At 43.4% G+C, this 19,700-nt stretch carries 23 protein-coding genes; 22 read left to right on the top strand and 1 reads right to left on the bottom strand.

Annotation, left to right across the window (positions count from 1 at the left end; all coding sequences use genetic code 11):
• Positions 1-111 precede the first annotated feature (111 nt).
• Positions 112-624: a cyclophilin-like fold protein gene (locus DDV21_RS08535; protein WP_162886302.1), complete on the top strand. Its 513-nt coding sequence runs from the start codon at positions 112-114 to the stop codon at positions 622-624.
• Positions 625-745: 121 nt separating this feature from the next.
• Here the strand turns inward: DDV21_RS08535 and DDV21_RS08530 are convergent, their stop codons facing one another.
• Entirely contained in the window at positions 746-1,096 is a 351-nt protein-coding gene (locus DDV21_RS08530; RefSeq protein ID WP_116877978.1) for a DUF3397 domain-containing protein, read from the bottom strand.
• Positions 1,097-1,258: 162 nt separating this feature from the next.
• On the opposite strand from DDV21_RS08530, the gene rplK reads away from it, so the two are divergent.
• The 21 genes from rplK to smpB all read left to right on the top strand — a co-directional run bounded on the left by rplK (position 1,259) and on the right by smpB (position 19,475).
• Positions 1,259-1,684 carry a 50S ribosomal protein L11 gene (rplK, locus tag DDV21_RS08525; protein WP_116877977.1) on the top strand — a complete coding sequence of 142 codons (426 nt, stop codon included), beginning with the start codon at positions 1,259-1,261 and terminating at the stop codon, positions 1,682-1,684.
• Positions 1,685-1,783: 99 nt separating this feature from the next.
• Entirely contained in the window at positions 1,784-2,473 is a 690-nt protein-coding gene (gene rplA / locus DDV21_RS08520; protein WP_116877976.1) for a 50S ribosomal protein L1, read from the top strand.
• Between the two features lie 323 nt (positions 2,474-2,796).
• A complete protein-coding gene (pyrH, locus tag DDV21_RS08515; RefSeq protein ID WP_116878030.1) occupies positions 2,797-3,525 on the top strand; it encodes a UMP kinase in 729 nt (242 codons plus the stop codon).
• A 412-nt stretch (positions 3,526-3,937) separates the two neighbouring features.
• The gene (gene frr / locus DDV21_RS08510; protein WP_116877975.1) at positions 3,938-4,495 is read left to right on the top strand and encodes a ribosome recycling factor; all 558 of its coding nucleotides are present in this window, start codon (positions 3,938-3,940) and stop codon (positions 4,493-4,495) included.
• Positions 4,496-4,817: 322 nt separating this feature from the next.
• Entirely contained in the window at positions 4,818-5,687 is an 870-nt protein-coding gene (locus DDV21_RS08505; RefSeq protein ID WP_116877974.1) for a CvfB family protein, read from the top strand.
• Positions 5,688-5,878: 191 nt separating this feature from the next.
• Positions 5,879-6,094, top strand: coding sequence for a YozE family protein (locus DDV21_RS08500; RefSeq protein ID WP_116877973.1), 216 nt, complete (start codon positions 5,879-5,881; stop codon positions 6,092-6,094).
• A gap of 11 nt (positions 6,095-6,105) precedes the next feature.
• A complete protein-coding gene (locus tag DDV21_RS08495) occupies positions 6,106-6,921 on the top strand; it encodes an ADP-ribosylglycohydrolase family protein (RefSeq protein ID WP_116877972.1) in 816 nt (271 codons plus the stop codon).
• Between the two features lie 413 nt (positions 6,922-7,334).
• Positions 7,335-8,285, top strand: a complete 951-nt coding sequence (locus DDV21_RS08490) for a PhoH family protein (RefSeq protein WP_116877971.1) — start codon at positions 7,335-7,337, stop codon at positions 8,283-8,285.
• Positions 8,286-8,430: 145 nt separating this feature from the next.
• Positions 8,431-9,027, top strand: coding sequence for a uracil-DNA glycosylase family protein (locus tag DDV21_RS08485; RefSeq protein WP_116877970.1), 597 nt, complete (start codon positions 8,431-8,433; stop codon positions 9,025-9,027).
• A 487-nt stretch (positions 9,028-9,514) separates the two neighbouring features.
• Positions 9,515-10,009 (top strand): rRNA maturation RNase YbeY, encoded by a 495-nt coding sequence (gene ybeY / locus DDV21_RS08480; protein WP_116877969.1) that lies wholly within the window; start codon positions 9,515-9,517, stop codon positions 10,007-10,009.
• Positions 9,993-10,400, top strand: coding sequence for a diacylglycerol kinase family protein (locus DDV21_RS08475; protein WP_116877968.1), 408 nt, complete (start codon positions 9,993-9,995; stop codon positions 10,398-10,400). The genes ybeY and DDV21_RS08475 overlap by 17 nt, the downstream gene beginning before the upstream one ends.
• A gap of 162 nt (positions 10,401-10,562) precedes the next feature.
• A complete protein-coding gene (gene era / locus DDV21_RS08470) occupies positions 10,563-11,462 on the top strand; it encodes a GTPase Era (protein WP_116877967.1) in 900 nt (299 codons plus the stop codon).
• Positions 11,463-11,554: 92 nt separating this feature from the next.
• Positions 11,555-12,340, top strand: coding sequence for an alpha/beta fold hydrolase (locus DDV21_RS08465; RefSeq protein ID WP_116877966.1), 786 nt, complete (start codon positions 11,555-11,557; stop codon positions 12,338-12,340).
• Positions 12,341-12,570: 230 nt separating this feature from the next.
• Positions 12,571-13,095 (top strand): mycothiol transferase, encoded by a 525-nt coding sequence (locus DDV21_RS08460; protein WP_116877965.1) that lies wholly within the window; start codon positions 12,571-12,573, stop codon positions 13,093-13,095.
• Positions 13,096-13,107: 12 nt separating this feature from the next.
• Positions 13,108-13,929 carry a DNA-formamidopyrimidine glycosylase gene (mutM, locus tag DDV21_RS08455; protein WP_116877964.1) on the top strand — a complete coding sequence of 274 codons (822 nt, stop codon included), beginning with the start codon at positions 13,108-13,110 and terminating at the stop codon, positions 13,927-13,929.
• Positions 13,926-14,525, top strand: a complete 600-nt coding sequence (gene coaE / locus DDV21_RS08450) for a dephospho-CoA kinase (protein WP_116878029.1) — start codon at positions 13,926-13,928, stop codon at positions 14,523-14,525. Before mutM ends, coaE begins: the two co-directional genes overlap by 4 nt.
• A gap of 232 nt (positions 14,526-14,757) precedes the next feature.
• A complete protein-coding gene (locus DDV21_RS08445) occupies positions 14,758-15,960 on the top strand; it encodes a multidrug efflux MFS transporter (protein WP_259293367.1) in 1,203 nt (400 codons plus the stop codon).
• Positions 15,957-16,103: a 50S ribosomal protein L33 gene (gene rpmG, locus DDV21_RS08440; RefSeq protein ID WP_116877962.1), complete on the top strand. Its 147-nt coding sequence runs from the start codon at positions 15,957-15,959 to the stop codon at positions 16,101-16,103. The genes DDV21_RS08445 and rpmG overlap by 4 nt, the downstream gene beginning before the upstream one ends.
• Before the next feature lie 45 nt (positions 16,104-16,148).
• On the top strand, positions 16,149-16,385 hold the full coding sequence (gene secG / locus DDV21_RS08435; RefSeq protein WP_116877961.1) for a preprotein translocase subunit SecG: 237 nt from the start codon (positions 16,149-16,151) through the stop codon (positions 16,383-16,385).
• 307 nt (positions 16,386-16,692) lie between these two features.
• Positions 16,693-19,014, top strand: coding sequence for a ribonuclease R (gene rnr, locus DDV21_RS08430; RefSeq protein WP_116877960.1), 2,322 nt, complete (start codon positions 16,693-16,695; stop codon positions 19,012-19,014).
• Positions 19,014-19,475, top strand: a complete 462-nt coding sequence (gene smpB, locus DDV21_RS08425) for an SsrA-binding protein SmpB (RefSeq protein ID WP_116877959.1) — start codon at positions 19,014-19,016, stop codon at positions 19,473-19,475. Before rnr ends, smpB begins: the two co-directional genes overlap by 1 nt.
• The last annotated feature ends 225 nt before the right edge of the window (positions 19,476-19,700 follow it).

The following is a 19,700-nucleotide window of genomic DNA, read 5'->3' as shown; positions in this document are numbered from 1 at the left end:
GGATTTTGTATGCCTATTATGAATATCATTTATAAAAAACAAGTATTTGTTATCTTTTGCTGTCTTTGGTAGGATAAAACTGTAAAAAACAGAAAGACGTTTAGCTGGCCAATGAAAATAACCAAAAAGATTTACAGAATCGTATGCTTAACTGCCCTAGCTGCTTTTATTTTAAGTGCCTGCCAGTCCCAAACAGACAGCCGCTTGTCCGAAACTTCCGGCAGCCAAGCCGCTGATACGGGAATCGATCAGAATCAGGATGAGCGCTCTGATACGATTCGGCTGACTGTCGATGGTCAAGAGCTTGCTGTTGAGTGGGAGGACAATCAGTCGGTAGCTGCTTTAAGGGAACATGTAGCAGAGCAGGAACTGACCATCACCTTGACGGCTTACGAAGACTTTGAGCAGGTAGGGAGTCTGGGCATAACTCTTCCTAGTGAAAACAGTCAGCAGACCGCTGTCCCCGGAGATATCATGCTGTACAATGACAGCAATATAGTCCTTTTTTATGGTTCAAACAGCTGGTCTTATACCAACTTAGGCCATATCAGCGACAGCAGCGTTGATTTAGAAGACCTGCTGGATAAAGAGGAGGTCACTGTAACCTTATCGGGACAGGATTAGTCCTTGTTCCAATCAAGTATTCAGAAGTTAAAAACAGCAAGAAAGTTCTGCTTCATAAAAACCGTCCTGCCAGTAAGTCCGGCAGGACGGTTTTTACCTTGCAAAGGCTGCTTGGGTCTGTTCACATTGTCAAAATCAAAACAACTAAGCCTACATAAAAAATGAAAGTCAGAATGAAACCGGCCCGCCAGAAAAATTTACAGAAACGGCGGTAAGAGAAAGACGACCGGCTGTGAATAAAGCCGAAAGTCAGAGCGATTGCCAGCAGCGACATGACAATCAGATAGTAAGGCAGCAGACTGTGTTCAAAGAAATGAGCGGAGACCAAAACAATTTCTGCAGCAAATAAGGGCAGAGCAATATCCGGAAATTTCAGCCCCAGTTTTCCCAGCCGAAAAAATTTCACAATGATAAAGGCAAAAAGGGGTGTCATAATAATGAAAGCTGCAGCGATTAATTTGTAAATATCCATAATGTTATTTTATAATGAAGCAGCGGAAAAGTAAATAAAATCATAGAAAAATCTTGCTTTTTTGCCTAAATAGTGTATACTAATTAAGTGTGCTTACAGCACTGCTGTGGGAGGTAAAAAATCTTTTATTTACCGCCAAAACCACAAAGGAGGATTTTTAGAATGGCTAAAAAAGTCGAAAATGTTGTTAAACTGCAAATTCCTGCCGGGAAAGCAACACCAGCGCCGCCAGTTGGTCCGGCACTCGGTCAGGCAGGAATCAATATCATGGGCTTCACTAAGGAGTTCAACGCCCGCACAGCTGATCAGGCTGGCATGATTATTCCGGTTGTTATTTCAGTATATGAAGACAAATCATTTGATTTTGTGACCAAAACACCGCCGGCTGCAGTGCTTTTGAAAAAAGCAGCGGGAGTTGACAAAGGTTCTGGTGAACCAAATACAAACAAAGTTGCTTCAGTTACCCGGGCACAAGTACAGGAGATTGCTGAAACTAAAATGCCAGATTTGAACGCTGCAGATATTGAAGCTGCCATGCGTATGATTGAAGGGACTGCTCGTTCTATGGGATTCACCGTTACTGATTAAGCGTAACTGTCCTGTACCCGCAAAAACTTGATCATATTTTTTGATAAGTGACGTGGGAGATGAAAATCGATAATACCACATTACAAGGAGAAATTTAAAATGGCTAAAAAAAGCAAACAAATGCGTGCTGCCTTGGAAAAAGTTGACAGCACTAAAGTCTATAGTGTTGAAGAAGCTGTAGCGCTTGTTAAAGAAACAAACTTTGCAAAATTTGATGCAACTGTGGAAGTTGCCTATAACTTAAATATTGATGTCAAAAAAGCTGACCAGCAGATTCGCGGTGCTATGGTTCTGCCAAACGGAACAGGAAAAACAACACGTGTTGCTGTCTTTGCCCGTGGTGCCAAAGCAGAAGAAGCTAAGGAAGCCGGCGCAGATGTTGTTGGTGAGGAAGATTTGGCTCAGCGTATTCAGGGCGGATGGCTCGATTTTGATGTTGTTATCGCAACACCTGATATGATGGCTGTTGTCGGCCGTTTGGGTCGTGTGCTTGGTCCCCGCAATCTGATGCCAAACCCTAAGACGGGAACAGTTACTGCAGATATTGCTAAAGCTGTTGAAGAGTCTAAAGGCGGAAAAGTCACTTACCGTGCCGATCGTTCCGGCAATGTACAGACAATCATCGGCAAAGTATCTTTTGATGCTGATAAGCTGGTTGAAAACTTTAAAGCCTTTAATGATGTTATTGTAAAAGCAAAACCGGCAACAGCTAAAGGGACTTATATCACCAACCTTTCAATCACCTCTACACAGGGTGTTGGTATCAAGGTTGATGCTAATTCACTTTAATGAGAAAAAGTCTGACAGACTGGAGAGAATGTCCGTTTTGGATGCTTTTCTTCAGTCTTTTATTATGGCTTCCAGTATAATCGCAAAACGGTGCTCACAGGCGATCCGCACGCGTCAGTACCTGTATCTTATGAGTTGATTCAGCTGTATTCTAAACCGTAAACTGTTTTGCGAAACCGTCTGCCGGAATCTTCTTACTAGGAGCGCTTCCTTTGCTTTCTATAGCTTTTGATCCGCCTCAATATGGAATTCAGAAAATGGGACTGTCCTTATCAAGGAAATTATGATAGAATAATGGGGATAGAATAAGGAGTAAGAAAATGGTGGAACCTAAATATCATCGTATTTTGATTAAGTTGTCCGGTGAGGCCTTGGCTGGTGAAAAAGGAAGCGGTATTGACCTGCCTACAGTTCAGGCAATGGCAAAAGAAATCGCGGAAGTGCACCATTCAGGTGTTCAAATTGCTCTGGTCATTGGCGGAGGCAACCTTTGGCGCGGTGAACCTGCAGCAGAAGCGGGAATGGACCGGGTGCAGGCAGATTATACAGGAATGTTAGGGACTGTCATGAATGCGCTGGTCATGGCCGACAGCCTGCAGCAGGTTGGAGTGGATACACGTGTTCAAACAGCCATTTCTATGCAGTCTGTGGCAGAACCCTATATTCGCGGACGGGCCCTGCGCCACTTAGAAAAAGGCCGAGTTGTTATCTTTGGTGCCGGTATCGGTTCCCCTTATTTTTCAACTGATACCACAGCTGCCCTGCGTGCTGCTGAGATTGAAGCCGACGCTATTTTGATGGCTAAAAACGGTGTGGACGGTGTCTATAATGCTGATCCTAAGAAAGATGCCAACGCAGTGAAGTTTGACGAGCTGACCCATGTAGAAGTCATCAAACGCGGTTTGAAAATTATGGATGCGACCGCTTCAACCCTGTCGATGGATAATGATATCGACTTGGTTGTCTTTAACATGAATGAACCAGGCAATATCAGACGGGTTGTCTTTGGAGAACAGATTGGAACAACTGTTTCCAATAAATCAAACGACTAAAGCTGTTAAGGTCAAATATATGCTATGGCCGACATCATATCCTATTTTTAACAGACTTTAATCTTAATGAACTGAACACGGCCTAAGCTCTGTGCAAAAAAGATATAGCTAAGTTTAGAATTGATTTCAAATTAATAGCCGTAGACGTCTGAAAGCTTTGTCGCCTTAACAGTCGACCGCAGCTTTCTAGTCGTCTTGGCAGAGGTGCGTCTGCGAAATCAAAGATTTCGGACTTACCATCATTTTTGCTGTGAGCTTTATACGGCCTTTGTATCTTGGTGAATTGAACACGGCCTGAAAGCTCGGAAAAAAGATAGCCCTCCCTAGAGTCTTTAGTGACTCTTCGGTCAGGCTCCTATTTTTCAGTCGCTTTCTTCACGGCCTTTGTATCTTGGTGTAAGGAGAATTTTTTATGGTTAATGCGATTATTGAAAAAGCACAGGAGCGTTTTGAGCAGTCTCATCAGTCCTTGGCGCGTGAGTTTGCTACTATTCGTGCCGGACGTGCTAATGCAAGTCTTTTAGATCGGATTCAGGTGGAGTATTACGGTGCTCCGACCCCCCTGAATCAGCTTGCTTCGATCACAGTTCCTGAGGCTCGGGTTCTTTTGATTTCGCCTTTTGATAAATCATCGCTAAAAAATATTGAACATGCGATTAATGCTTCAGATTTGGGGATTAATCCGGCTAATGACGGCTCGGTTATTCGCTTAGTTATTCCGGCGCTGACAGAAGATCGGCGCAGGGAGCTGGCTAAAGAGGTGAAAAAGACCGGTGAGAATGCGAAAATTGCTATTCGCAATATTCGCCGTGATGCGATGGATGAGGCTAAAAAACAAGAAAAGAATAAAGATATTACAGAAGATGAGCTGAAAATCTTAGAAAAAGACATCCAGAAAGCTACTGATGAGGCTGTGAAGCATATTGATGATATGACAGCTAATAAAGAGAAGGAACTGTTAGAAGTCTGATTGCTGCTCATTTTGAAAAAAAGACAGGGAAAGTGAGCCGTTTTGTACCATGCTGCTCTTTTGCCTGTTTTTCTGCTTTTTAGAAAAAGAAAGGAAAAAGACTTCAAACCTAAAAGATACGGTACAAAATGTTATACCGCAAAAGTATGAGCTGCTCTAAAAGCAGTGTTGCTTTTACAGTCCGACGGCCGTTTAGAAACAGCAGACAAATAGTCTAAACTAAGAACTTTTCAGCTGTTTTGAGCAGCTTTGTCTTAGATTTTTGCCCGCTTATCCATCGGCTAATCTGTTCTTATTGGTTTTGAGGTCCTTGTATTTTATAATGAACCATTTACTTGCAACTGTTATCACTGGTTTGGTAACAGATGAAAATGACCGTTTTTACTTTATTCAAAAAGACGGCACAACATTTGCTCTCGCCAAAGAAGAGGGGGAACACCGCTTAGGCGATATGGTTAAGGGTTTTGTTTACACAGATATGAAACAAAAACTGCGCATGACGACTAAGAAAATAGTGGCAGGCCGTGAGCAGTACGGCTGGGGAGAGGTGACAGAAGTCCGCCGTGATTTAGGTGTTTTTCTTGAGATAGGGCTTCCGGATAAGCAAGTCGTCGTTTCTCTGGATTTGCTGCCTGAGCTCAAAACCCTTTGGCCTAAAAAGGGTGACAGACTGTATGTCTGTTTGACCGTAGACCGGAAAAATCGAATTTGGGCGGTGCCGGCGGCTCCTGACGTTTTTCAGAAAATGGCTGGTCCGGCCTATGATAATATGCAGAATCAAACTTGGCCGGCAATTGTTTACTGTCTCAAACTCTCTGGGACATTTGTTTACCTGCCTGAAAATAATATGCTCGGCTTTATCCATCCGAGTGAACGCTACAATGAACCGCGCTTAGGTGAGGTTCTTAATGCGCGTGTTATTGGTTTTCGCAGTGTTGACCGCACACTCTACCTCTCCCTTAAACCGCGTTCTTTTGAAACGCTGGAACAAGATGGTCAGATGATTTTGGCTTATTTACAGGCAAATAGTGGCTTTATGACACTGAACGATAAGTCATCGCCAGAGGATATAAAAGCTACATTTGGGATTTCTAAAGGCCAGTTTAAAAAAGCTTTAGGCGGCCTGATGAAGACGGGCCAAATCAGGCAGAGCCAATCCGGCACTGAGCTGATTACGAAAGATTCCCAGTAGCTAAAATGCTGTCGCATTCAGATATTTAAGCGCTGTTTTTCGCGGCCTTTGTATCTTGGTGAACTGAACACGGCCTGAAAGCTCGGAAAAAAGACAGCCCTCCCTAGAGTCTTTAGTGACTCTTCGGTCAGGCTCCTATTTTTCAGTCGCTTTCTTAACGGCCTTTGTATCTTGTTTTTTGGGGGTATGTGGTGAGAAAATCGTTTTATACATGGCTAATGACTCAGCGTCATTCTAAGAGTCACGCTTCGGCGGCTCTTTTGGCTGATCTGGTCTTTCAGGAATCGGAGTTTCCTAAGCATACATCCGATTTTGATGAAATCAGTCGTTATTTGGAAGAGAAAGCAGGATTTTCTTTTAACCTGAGTGAATTTGATCAAATTTGGGAAGACTATCTGCTTCATTAAAGGAGCTGTTTATGAACACGTTACGTGCTGCTGTTTACGGTCTGATTGTAGGCGATGCTCTGGGGCTTCCGGTTGAGTTTAAGGAGCGTGGCAGTTTCTGCATAGAAGGGATGACTGGCTTCGGAACTTATCATCAGCCGCCGGGAACATGGTCTGACGATTCCAGCATGACACTGGCAACCTGTGATTCGATCAGAGAGAAGGGCCGGCTTGATCTCGCTGATTTGCGTCGCCGGTTTGAAAATTGGCTTTTTCATGGGGCCTACTGCGCGGGTGAACAATTGTTTGATTACGGTCAGACGACTTATGAAGCGCTGACAAGCGGCCATGGGCTCAGTGATTTTTGGTCAAACGGGAATGGCTCTTTGATGCGTATCATTCCTTTAGCTTTCCTTGATGTTAATGACAGTGATATCGATGTTGTTTCAGCTCTGACACATGCTCATGCACTCTCTAAGGAAGCCTGCCGTATCTATATCAGCGTAGCTCGCGGGCTTTTGGGTGGCAGAGAGCTTCCGTATATTTTAAAGGAAGTAGAAGTCAGCAATCATTTTTTTAGATTAAAAGAATTAGCGCGTATGCCTGAAAGTCAGATTTCTTCCTCAGGGTTTGTTGTTCACACTTTACAGGCTTCTCTGTGGTGTCTGCTTCAGACTGACAGCTTTTCTGAAGCTGTCTTAAAAGCTGTTAATCTAGGTGATGATTCGGATACAACAGGAGCTGTTACGGGAGCTTTAGCTGGTATCATTTACGGTTACGATGCTATCCCTGATGACTGGGTAAAGACCATCAGGAATAAGGAGCTGATAGAGCATTGTCTGTTTTAAAAAGCCGGTTATGAAAAAGTCACGCTCAGCGCGTGATTTTTTGATATAATGAAGACACAGTAGCGGTTTGATGAACACGGCCTAAACGCTGTGAGAAAAAGACAGCCCTCCCTAGAGTCTTTAGTGACTCTTCGGTCAGGCTCCTATTTTCTCTTTGCGTTCTTCCCGGCCTTTGTATCTTATTGGAATTGAACACGGCCTAAGCTCTGTGCAAAAAAGAGATGGCTAAGTTTAGAATTGATTCCAAGTTAGCTAGCCGTAGCTGACTGAAGGCTTTGCAGTCTTTACAGCCTGCCGCACCCTTCTAGTCATCCTGGCAGAGGTGCGCAGACGAAATCGGAGATTTCTGGCTTACCGTCATTTTTGCTGTGAGCTTTATACGGCCTTTGTATCTTATTTAAAGGAGTTTATTTTTGCAAGATTTTTCAGTAGATATTAATCTTAATCATCCAGATGATCTGGTTAATTTGTTTGGCTCTAATGAGCGGTATTTAAAGTTAATCGAAGATAATTTAGGAGTGACTATTCATGCAAGGACTGAACGTGTCCAGATAGTCAGCAGCGATGAAGAAGCCCTTGAAACGGCTCGTCTGACTGTCCAGGCTTTGCTGGTTCTGGTTGGGCGCGGCATGATAATCAATACTTCTGATGTTATAACAGCCTTGTCTATGGCTCAGAACGGAAACATTGATCAGTTTGTCGCTCTTTATGAGGAGGAGATTGTCAAAGATTCCTATGGCAGGCCTATTCGGGTAAAGACACTAGGTCAGAAAGCTTATGTTGACAGTGTGAAGCATCATGACCTTATTTTTGGAATCGGACCTGCTGGGACAGGAAAAACATTTCTGGCAGTAACACTTGCTGTCACTGCTCTGAAGCGCGGTCAGGTTAAGCGTATTATTCTGACACGGCCTGCTGTTGAAGCCGGCGAAAGTTTAGGCTTTTTACCGGGAGATCTTAAGGAGAAGGTTGATCCTTACTTGAGGCCGGTCTACGATGCTCTTTATCAAATTTTGGGAAAAGAACAGACAGTCCGCTTGATGGAGCGTGATATTATTGAAATTGCTCCTTTAGCTTATATGCGGGGGCGGACGCTGGATGATGCCTTTGTCATTCTTGATGAAGCTCAAAATACAACGGTTATGCAGATGAAAATGTTTTTGACCCGTTTAGGCTTCCATTCGAAAATGATTATCAATGGCGATATCAGCCAGATTGATCTGCCTCATCATGCTAAGTCCGGTTTAGTAGATGCTTCTGAAAAATTAAAGAATATTAAGGGCCTGGATTTTGTCTATCTGTCAGCTAAAGACGTTGTCCGGCATCCGCTCGTTGCAGAAATTATTGATGCCTATGAAAAATAAGGGGGCAGGGACGATGTGAAGATTCCTATAAAACCATCAGGAAGCCTGCGATACCTGCTCTCAGCTACCGCATTTGACTGCTGTTTTTTACATTTTGTGGTGCTTAACTGCCTGCTGCTTTACTGAGCAAGAAAGGAAGTGGAAAATGACAGAAACGATCTTTCGGAAAATCATGCAGGATGAAGCTAATTTAGCTTACACACGCGCTGGTATCGAGCCTTTATTTGCTGCACCGGAAACAGCTCGTATTGTTGTTGTCGGGCAGGCACCTGGGATTGTGGCACAGACCAGCCGCCTCTATTGGAATGACCGGAGCGGTATTCGCCTGCGGGACTGGATGGGAGTTGATGACAATACCTTTTACCATTCCGGGCTCTTTGGTATCTTAGCTATGGATTTTTATTATCCGGGCAAGGGGAAGTCAGGTGATCTGCCGCCGCGTAAAGGTTTTGCAGAAAAATGGCACCCGCAGTTATTGGCGCAAATGCCGGATGTCAAACTGGTGATACTGGTCGGCAGTTATTCGCAGCAGTATTATCTGGGTGCCGCTCGCCGTAAAAATTTAACAGAGACTGTCCGTCATTATAAAGATTATCTGCCTCAATATTTTCCCTTGGTCCATCCGTCACCTCGCAATCAGCTTTGGATGGCAAAAAATCCTTGGTTTGAAGAGGATGTTGTGCCAGCACTAAAAACCGCTGTGACAAAGATTCTGGAAGGAACTGCTGGTGCTGGAAACTGACGAGTGTAAAGCATTTTTGCAGTACTAAAGAAAAATTCAAGTCCAAATTTTTTAAAAGTTTGTTTCGGGTCGGCATATTCTGCCTGCACAGAAAAAACGGAAGTCTTAAGAACGATTGAAGCAGCTCTGTTTTTCAATCGTTTTTATTGCGCCTCTGGAAAGAATATTAGAGATCTGCCAATGATAATAGACTGGGGTGTGTTCAAGACAGAAAGAATTCGGCTTAAGACATTCGTAAAAAACTGTCAGCGTATGCAAGATACTGGATCATACAGGCTGAGAGATATCTTGGAGACGACAGGCAAATCGTCTTTTTATTCTTAAAAGGAAGCGGGAATATTTTTTCTGTGGTATAATGAGGGTGTACAGAAGATTAGCGAAAGGATAAGGACAGGTGTTCTGCTGGGAAGTAGGTAATCGGCAGCTTCCAATGAACCGTATGGGCTGTTTTGACAGACTCATGATGTCCTTTGTATCTTAAACGTAAATGTATATAGAACTGATTGACGAGACGGAGCAAGTTCCTCAAGCGATCATAACGCAGACGCTTGACTTGCTTGATTTTGCTGCTGAAAAAATCGGCAAAGAAAACAAGGAGATGGCTGTGACCTTTGTGACTAACGAGCGCAGCCATGAATTAAATTTGGAATACCGTGATACCGACCGTCCGACTGATGTCATCAGTCTGGAATATAAGCCTGAAGAGCCTTTGGCTTTTGGTCATGAGGCTGTTGAAGAACATTCTGATCTTGCTGAACTGTTAGAAGAATTTGATGCCTATATCGGTGAGCTGTTTATTTCTGTTGATAAAGCGCATGAACAGGCGGCAGAATTCGGCCATTCTTTTGAGCGGGAAATGGGTTTTTTAGCAGTGCATGGTTTTTTGCATATCAATGGGTATGACCACTATACTCCCGAAGAAGAAAAAGAAATGTTTACTTTACAGGAAGAGATATTGACTGCTTATGGACTTACGCGATAATAATTCACAAAGAAAGTGGAAAAATATGACCTTAATGGCGAGTATGGAGTTTGCCATTACGGGGGTTTTGACAGCTTTTAAAGAGGAGCGCAATCTGCGCAAGCATCTGGTATCTGCTGTTTTAGCGGCTCTTGCGGGCCTTATTTTCAGAATTTCAGGATTGGAGTGGCTGTTTCTCTTCTTGGCTATTTTTTTGGTTATCGCTTTTGAAATTGTCAATTCGGCGATTGAAAATGTGGTCGATTTAGCCAGTGACTATCACTTTTCTATGCTGGCTAAAAATGCTAAAGATATGGCAGCAGGTGCTGTATTGATTGTTTCTGGCTATGCTGTTCTAACGGGATTAATCATTTTTTTACCTAAAATTTTTAGTTTGATTTTAGGGCAGTAGCTGTCGGCAGTATGTGATATTTATTATTTTATGAAAGGAAAAAACACTGTGTAATACCAAACACAGGAAAACTAAAGTCTGTCAGTTAAAAGAGACCGGATTTGCCGTATAAGGCTGGGTAATCCGGTGTCTTGCTTTATTTTTATGTTTAATAAGTGATATATGAGTTTTAAATCAGGATTTGTAGCTATTTTAGGCCGCCCAAATGTTGGAAAGTCAACTTTTTTGAATCATGTTTTGGGTCAGAAAGTTGCGATTATGAGCGATAAAGCGCAAACAACCCGCAACAAAATTATGGGAATCTATACGACTGCAGACGAGCAGATTGTTTTCATCGATACCCCGGGCATCCACAAACCCAAAACGGCTTTGGGGAATTTTATGGTGGAGGCAGCTTACAGTACCTTGAGAGAAGTAGAGACGGTTCTGTTTATGGTTCCTGCAGATGAGCAGCGCGGCAAGGGCGACAATATGATCATAGAACGTCTGAAAGCAGCTGACATTCCTGTTATCTTAGTCATCAATAAAATTGATAAGGTCCATCCGGATCAGCTGCTGGAAAAAATTGATGATTTCAAAGGTCAGATGGATTTTCAGGAGATTGTGCCGATTTCAGCTCTTCAAGGGAATAATGTTGAAACACTGTTAGATTTGCTGAAAGGACGGCTCGAAGAGGGGGTTCAGTATTTTCCTGCAGATCAGATTACCGATCATCCAGAACGTTTTTTAGTTTCCGAAATGATTCGCGAGAAGGTTCTTCACCTGACCCGCGAAGAAGTACCGCATTCAGTAGCAGTTGTTATTGAATCAATACAAAGAGACAATGACACAGATAAGATTCATATTCGTGCAACGATTATGGTTGAACGGGACAGCCAAAAAGGCATTATTATCGGGAAAAAAGGCGGAATGCTTAAGAAAATCGGGCAAATGGCCCGCCGGGATATTGAAATAATGCTGGGTGAAAAGGTTTATTTAGAGACCTGGGTCAAAGTTAAGAAAAACTGGCGGGATAAGAAGCTTGATTTAGCTGACTTTGGTTATAATAAGAAAGACTATTGATTGATTTTTAAAAAGCACACTGTGCTGAATGCACACGTTAGGCCGATCTAAACGTTTCTTATAAGTATGTGGTTTTGGAACAGGAGGAGATAATGGTGAATAGGGCTGAACTGTTTATCAAAGAAAAGGGGCAGCACAATGCACAGACCATTCTTTTTCTGCATGCTTCAGGCTCAAGCAGCCGAATGTGGCAGCAGCATATGGCTGCATTAGCAAGAGACTTTCATTGCCTTGCTGTTGATTTGCCGGGGCACGGTATGAGCCGAAATAGGGACTGGACTACTTTTGATGATACAACAGAGATTCTTGCGGGCATTATTAAAAGTAAGGCGCACGGCAGAGTACATCTTGTTGGTTTGTCATTAGGAGCCTGCCTTGCTTTGAAACTGCTGGAAAGTCATGCCTGGCTGATTGACAAAGCTATTATCGACGGTGCTGCGCATGAACCGATTAAAGGTTACCGCAAAGTGATCGCTGGTGTCTTTGTTATGTCACTGCTGAAAAATACTAAATTTATTGCTCGTCTTATGACAGGTATGATGCAGAAAGACGGTGCATCAGAACAAAGCTGCCGCATTTTTGTTGAAGATTTACAAAGGGCTTCGCGAAAGTCATTTCGGCGGGCTATGACTCAGGCCAATCGCTTGAAATTAAACTTGGCCTTTGATAATCCCGTTCTCTTCCTTTCGGGCAGCAAAGAATCTGAAACTATACAGGCATCGCATCAGCTGCTGGCCGTACAGCATCCGCTGAGCCAATGTGCTTATTATCCCGGTAAGGGGCATGCTTGGCTGTTCAGCGACCCGGATACCCATATTCAGGCTGTCTCTTATTTTTTGCAAGGGGGTATCTTTCCGGCTAGTTTGCAAACCTTTTGAATGTCCGTCTTATTTTGGCAGGGGTGCTGCCTGTGAAATCGGAGATGTCAGGCTTACCGCCATTTTCATGCGGATTTTTTCACGGCCTTTGTATCTTGGTGGAATTGAACACGGCCTGAAAGCTCGGAAAAAAGATAGCCCTCCCTAGAGTCTTTAGTGACTCTTCGGTCAGGCTCCTATTTTTCAGTCGCTTTCTTCACGGCCTTTGTATCTTATGTGAGGAGGGTTAAATGTCTTATTTAGATATGTTGATAGAGAGTGTTGATCGTGCTGTAGAGCGTTTTGAACGCTTATTTGAGGGGGTGGACACTGATCAGGCTAATGCTTTTCCGGCTCAGGAAGTCTCGGCTCAATTAAAGTCAATGACTTGGCTGGCTTGGCATACAGCCCGTGAGATGGATTTGCAGATTGCAGACTTAGCCCACCTTGAGCCGATTTGGTTTAGTCAGGCTTGGAAAGAAAAGTTCAGTCTGGATTTGCCGGATGATACGCCGGACTGGAAGCATACACTTGAGGAGGCTCAAAGGGTCCAGGTAGACGATTTAGGTCTTGTGCTTGATTACTTAAAGGCAGCAGCTGAATTTACCAAAGATTACCTCAAATCGCTCAATGAAGACAGCCTGGATGATGTGATTGATGAAAGCTGGACACCGGCTGTTACTAGAGGAGCCCGGCTGGTTTCCATTATTGACGATGCTGCTATGCATTCAGGTCAGGTCATTTACGCCAGACGTCTCCTTGGTTTAAAGGATTGATAAGGAGCAATGATGCCTGAATTACCGGAAGTAGAAACAGTTAGACGCGGCTTAGAGCGGCTGGTTGCCGGCCGCTCTATTTCCAGTGTTGAAGTCAGCGTTCCAAAGATGGTTAAAACAAATTTGGATATTTTTAAACTGGCTTTATTAGGAGAAACTGTCCGTAGGGTGAGACGGCGCGGGAAGTATCTCATCTTTGATTTTGATAAGCAGATTCTGATTTCTCATCTGAGAATGGAAGGGAAATATCTTCTTTTTTCTGAGGACATTCCTGACAATAAACATTTTCATATTTTCTTTGGCCTAGATGACGGTTCAACCTTGGTTTATCAAGATGTAAGGAAGTTTGGGACTTTTGAACTGCTGCCTAGGTCTGGGGAGAATGCCTATTTTGAACAGAAAAGAATAGGCCCTGAGCCGACTGAATCCGATTTTAAACTTCTGCCTTTTGAACGAGGGCTGAAGATTTCCAAAAAGTTTGTTAAGCCGCTCCTTTTAGAGCAAAAGCTGGTGGCAGGGCTGGGAAATATCTATGCAGATGAGGTGCTCTGGGCAGCTCAAATTCACCCTGAGAGGCCGGCTGTTAAGCTGAAAAAAACCGAAATCAAGCGGCTGCATGACGAAATTATTCGTATTTTACAGCTGGGTATCGATAAGGGCGGCTCAACGATTAGAACCTACCGGAACGCTCTGGGGGAAGACGGTACCATGCAGGAATATTTACAGGTCTACGGCAGAACCGGTGAGCCTTGTATGCGCTGCGGGCAGCCGATTGAAAAGATAAAAGTGGGAGGACGGGGCAGTCATTTCTGTCCCCAATGTCAAAAGCGATGAGCAAAGTTATTGGGATTACAGGCGGGATTGCTTCAGGAAAAACAACTGTTGTTGAAGAGATTCGCAGGGCCGGCTACAAGGTCATCGATGCCGATCAAGTCGTGCATGATTTACAGGCTAAAGGCGGCCGGCTCTATAAGATTTTAGTGGACTGGCTGGGGGAAGGAATCTTGAATGATAATGGAGAACTTGACCGGTTGAAGCTTGCCGAGTTGATTTTTTCCAGTCCGCATTATTTAAAAAAATCCGCTCAGCTGCAGAACCCGGTTATCCGTCAGGAATTATCCAGACGATGTGAGCAGATGGCTCAGACAGAAAATATTTTTTTTATGGATATTCCGCTTTTGATTGAGCAGGATTACATAGACTGGTTTGATGAAATTTGGCTGGTTTATGTTGAAAAAGGTACCCAAATTCAGCGGCTGATGGCGCGAAATGGCTACAGCCAAGAAGAAGCAAACAAACGTCTTGCTTCGCAGATGCCTTTAATAGAAAAAGTAGCCTATGCTGATGCAGTGATTGACAATAACGGCCGTTTAGAAAATCTGCAGAAACAGGTAGCTCAACTCTTAAAGCGTTGCGCAAACGTCAGTTAGAACCAAATGCCTGATTTGCGGTTTGCCATTTGTCTGTACAGCAGAACGGTCTGCCGAAAACTCTAAGTTTTCTTGTAATGGTTTAGCAGCTAAACAGATCGGTCAGTGGGTATCTGTGCGCTTTAAACAGTGTTCGATCTGCTGCTGCGAAGCAGACGCTTTGACAGGGTAAAAAGACAATGAATGAGTGGTTAAATGAGAAAGAAGATGAGGACTTATCGAAGAGGAACTAATAGCCGAAGTAGACTGGCGGCAAAATTTACGAATAGCCTGGCTGGGTAATTTTTTTACCGGGGCAAGCTTTTCACTGGTCATGCCTTTTATGGCTTTGTATGTTGAAAATTTAGGTGTTCCTAAAGATCAGGTTGAGTGGTATACGGGTTTAGCTGTATCACTCTCCGCTCTGGCCTCTGCTTTAGTGGCTCCTGTCTGGGGGCGTCTGGCGGATAGATATGGGCGGAAACCCATGATGATTCGGGCTAGTTTAGTTATGACTTTTACTATGGGAGGATTGGCCTTTGTCCCCAATGTTTTACTTTTGCTCTTGCTGCGGCTTTTAAACGGGATATTTGCCGGTTATGTGCCTAATGCAACCGCTCTGATAGCAGCACAGGCTCCGAGGCAGCATTCAGGCTATGCTCTTGGAACTTTAGCAACCGGTGTTACGGCTGGGACTTTGATCGGTCCTTTGCTTGGCGGTGTTTTAGCAGAGTTTTTGGGTATCCGTCAGGTCTTTTTGCTTGTTGGCCTTATTTTGTTCATCTGCAGTCTGCTGACAATCTTTTTTGTTAAGGAAAAATTTGAGCCTATTGAAAAAGCTGATGTCATGCCAACAAAAGAAGTGTTTAAACAGAGTAAAAGTATACAAATCATGCTGGGACTGTTTGTGACCAGTATGATTATCCAAATTTCAGCTCAGTCGGTTGCGCCGATTTTGGCGCTCTATATCCGCCATTTAGGTCAGACTGACAATCTGCTTTTTGTTTCAGGGGTAATTGTTTCTGCTTTAGGTTTCTCCAGTTTGCTCAGCAGTTCGCGGCTGGGAAAGCTAGGGGACCGTATTGGCAATCATCGGCTTTTATTATCAGCGCTTTTCTACAGTTTCACTCTCTATCTCCTCTGTGCGCTTGCACAGACGGTGCTGCAGCTGGGGATTTTTCGTTTTTTATATGGTTTCGGTGTAGGAGCTTTAATGCCTAGTATCAATTCGTTATTAACGAGAATCACTCCTAAAGAAGGTATTTCCAGAATTTTTTCTTATAATCAAATGTTTAGCAATTTCGGTCAAGTTCTGGGTCCTTTTATCGGTTCAACTGTAGCCGTGCATTTGGGCTACCGTGCCGTGTTTTATGTGACCAGCCTAGTCGTTTTCGCTAATTTTTTGTGGAGCCTCTTCAATTTTAGAACATATTTAAAGGTTAAAGAAATAAGGTGAGAATTAAAATTCATTTAAAATGCAGCCAATGCGGTCATGAAAACTATCTGACCAGTAAAAATAAAACGACCCATCCTGAGAAGATACAGGTGCTTAAATACTGCCCTAAAGAGAGAAAAGTTACCCTGCATATTGAATCTTAACTGCTTTTATGGTAGAATGGGGTGTAATTTTAATGGAGGAAAAAAATGTATCAGTTATTACTTACAGCCTTGCTTGTCTTATCTGTTATTATTGTCATTGCTATCTTTATGCAGCCGCAAAAAAATCCCAGCAGCAATGTTTTTGACAGCAGCGGTTCTGAAGCGCTGTTTGAACGGACTAAGGCGCGTGGCTTTGAGGCATTTATGCAGCGTTTTACCGCTGTTTTGGTTTTCTTCTGGCTCTTGATTGCGCTTCTTCTGGCTATTTTGTCAAGCCGTTAGAGTGCCTATCTTTTAGATTGGGAAAGTATATTTTTCAGCTTTCAGAGCTGAAGCTGCTGAAAGCCAGCTGGTTTTTAGCAAAGAGAGTGATAAGCTAAAGAGAAATTTGCCTGAAACAGGGAGCAGAGGCATAAGCAGCACTATTTTATGCTCTGGGACTGACTGTTAAACAGGCGGCTGAGTCTTTGTCTCTTGGCGTATGCAGTATTAAAAGTCAGGGCTGAGGCAATACTCAGCTCATTTTTATTGCATGTTTATCATCTTGTTTAGTTAACACGATTAGTAGTATCGGAATACAGCGAAAAGAATGAAAGAAAAAATTATAGATTATTTAGAAAAACAGGGCAAGACTAATGTCAATGACTTAGCAGCTGCTTTAGATATGACTGGCGCTAAGGCTTTTCCAACCCTTATCAAAGCGATTTCAAAATTAGAAAGCCAAGGCCGGCTGCGTTTTGACAATGCAGGCAATCTCGCCTTGCGTAAAAAACAAAATCGAAAACCGCAAATAACCATTGAAGGAATTTTTCGAGCCAATAAAGCTGGTTTTGGTTTTTTAACGGTTGATGGGACAGAAGAAGATTTATTTATTGGCCGCAATGATACTGGCTATGCTGTCGACGGTGACAGAGTTGAAGCTGTCATTCAAAAAGTGGCCGACCGTTTTAAGGGGACAGCTGCAGAGGCTAAGATAGTCAATATTCTAGAACGCCGTCTTAAGACGGCTGTCGGTCAGTTTGTACTGGATGATGAGAAACCCAGATACTGCGGCTATATCAAATCCCGCAACCCTAAGATTCAGCAGAAGATCTATATCAAAAAGGAACCCATTCTCCTTGACGGAACTGAAATTATCAAAGTTGATATTGAAAAGTACCCCAGCCGCAGACATGACTATTTTGTTGCCCAAGTCAGAGATATTATTGGGCATCAGGGAGAGACTGGGATCGATGTTTTAGAAGTACTGGAATCAATGGATATTGTTTCAGAGTTTCCTCAGAATGTTTTAGCTGAAGCAGAAGCAGTGCCGGATGCTCCCAGTGAAAAGGATATGATTGGCCGGGTTGACCTGCGTGATGAGCTGACTTTCACAATTGACGGAGCAGATGCCAAAGATTTGGATGATGCAGTGCACCTGAAAATATTGCCTAACGGTCATTTTGAATTGGGAGTTCATATTGCTGATGTGTCCTATTATGTTAAAGAGGATTCAGATCTGGACCGCGAAGCTCGCAGACGGGGAACGTCTGTTTATGTGACGGATCGGGTTGTACCCATGCTGCCCGAACGCCTGTCAAACGGGATTTGTTCGCTTAATCCTCGGCTTGATCGTTTGACTCAATCCTGTATTATGGAAGTTGACGAACAAGGACGGGTGCTTCATTACCAACTGAGCCAGACAGTAATCAAGACCAGCTTCAGGATGACCTATGATAAGGTTAATGCCATTATTGCCGGCGATGCTGCTCTAACTAAAGAATACGCTCCTATTGCTGAAACGCTTAAACAAATGGTCAAACTTCATCATATATTGGAAAAGATGCGCTTTAAACGCGGTGCTTTGAATTTTGACACTAAAGAGCCTAAAATTCTTGTCAACAGTGAGGGACTGCCTGTAGAGATTGCTCTGCGTGAGCGGGGAGTGGGTGAGCGGCTGATTGAATCGTTTATGCTGCTAGCTAATGAAACAGTGGCTAAACATTTTGCAAACTTAAAACTCCCTTTTATTTACCGCATTCACGAAGAGCCTAAAGCTGAAAAACTGCAGCAGTTTATTGATTATGCCAGTATTTTTGGAATTCAGATCCGAGGCACGGCTAATAAAATGGATCAAAAAGCTCTGCAAGACTTTATGACAAAAATACAAGGGCAGCCTGGGCAGGAAGTGCTGGCAGCAATGCTGCTGCGTTCCATGCAGCAGGCACGTTATTCTGAGCATAATCAGGGACATTACGGTTTGGCAGCTTCTTACTATACACATTTTACAAGCCCGATTCGCCGTTACCCTGATTTGATAGTCCACCGTCTTTTGCGCGATTACGGACAGTCCCAGACTGAAAAAACAGGTCATTTCAGCCAAATCATTCCGGAAATTGCTCAGCAGTCTTCTAGTTTAGAACGCCGGGCAGTTGATGCCGAAAGAACAGTCGAAGCGATGAAAAAAGCTGAGTACATGGCACAGTTTATCGGTGAGGAATTTACAGGGATTGTTTCCAGTGTGGTCAAATTCGGCCTCTTTGTGGAGCTGCCCAATACGATTGAAGGCCTAATCCACATCAGCAGTCTGCCGGAGTTTTACCATTATAATGAACGCGATTTATCGCTTCGAGGAGAAAAATCCGGTCAGGTTTTCCGTGTCGGTCAGTCTCTTAAGGTAAAACTGCTTAAAGCTGATAAGGAAACCGGTGATATTGATTTTGCTTATCTGTCGGGCGCAGAGACTGCTGCTAAAGAAAAGAAACAGCCGTTCAGACAGGATAAGTCCCGTAAAAGCCGCCGCAAGGACCGAGACGGCAGCAAGAACCGTCGCAGACATTCAAATCAGCCGGCTTTTTCACAGCATTCTAAAAAGAAACAGCCCTTCTACAAGTCTGCTGCTAAGAAAGGAAAGAAAAAGAGGAGACAATAATGGTCAAAAATGATGATCGGCTGCTGGCGCAAAATAAAAAAGCAAGGCACGACTACCATGTTCTGGATACTATTGAAGCTGGTCTTGTCCTGACAGGAACAGAAATCAAAAGTATCCGCGCCGGCCGTATTCAGCTAAAGGACGGCTATGCGCAGATAAAAAATGGTGAAGCTTGGCTGATTAATGTGCATATCGCTCCTTTTGAGCAAGGCAATATCTGGAATCAGGATCCGACACGGACACGAAAGCTTCTGCTAAAAAAACATGAGCTAACCAAGTTGGCTAATGACCTTAAAGGAAGCGGCATGACCCTTGTTCCGCTGAAAGTCTACCTTAAAAACGGTTTTGCTAAAGTTCTTATTGGCCTTGCTAAAGGGAAGCACGACTATGATAAACGCGAAACCATCAAACGGCGCGATCAGGAGCGTGATATTAAAAGACAGCTGAAAAATTATCGTTAGGAAAAGGGATAAGTTTTTGTAGTTAAGTAACAAGTTATAGAGTTCTTAGCTTTGCTGCCGCTTGTCTTATTAGTTTGCAGGTCAAAGGATAAAAAAGAGAGTGTGACAAAAATCGAAATCGTTATTTTATAATAATTTACCGATTTTGTTCCACTTTCTTCCAATCAACCACTGCCGCCAAACCCTTAAAAAAGAAAAATGAGGCTGGTCTCTGTCTGCCTCATT

The sequence above is a fragment of the Streptococcus chenjunshii genome (assembly GCF_003086355.1).
GTDB lineage: Bacteria > Bacillota > Bacilli > Lactobacillales > Streptococcaceae > Streptococcus > Streptococcus chenjunshii.
Note: the sequence above shows the minus strand (reverse complement) of the source record. Positions and strands in the feature narration are given on the sequence as shown.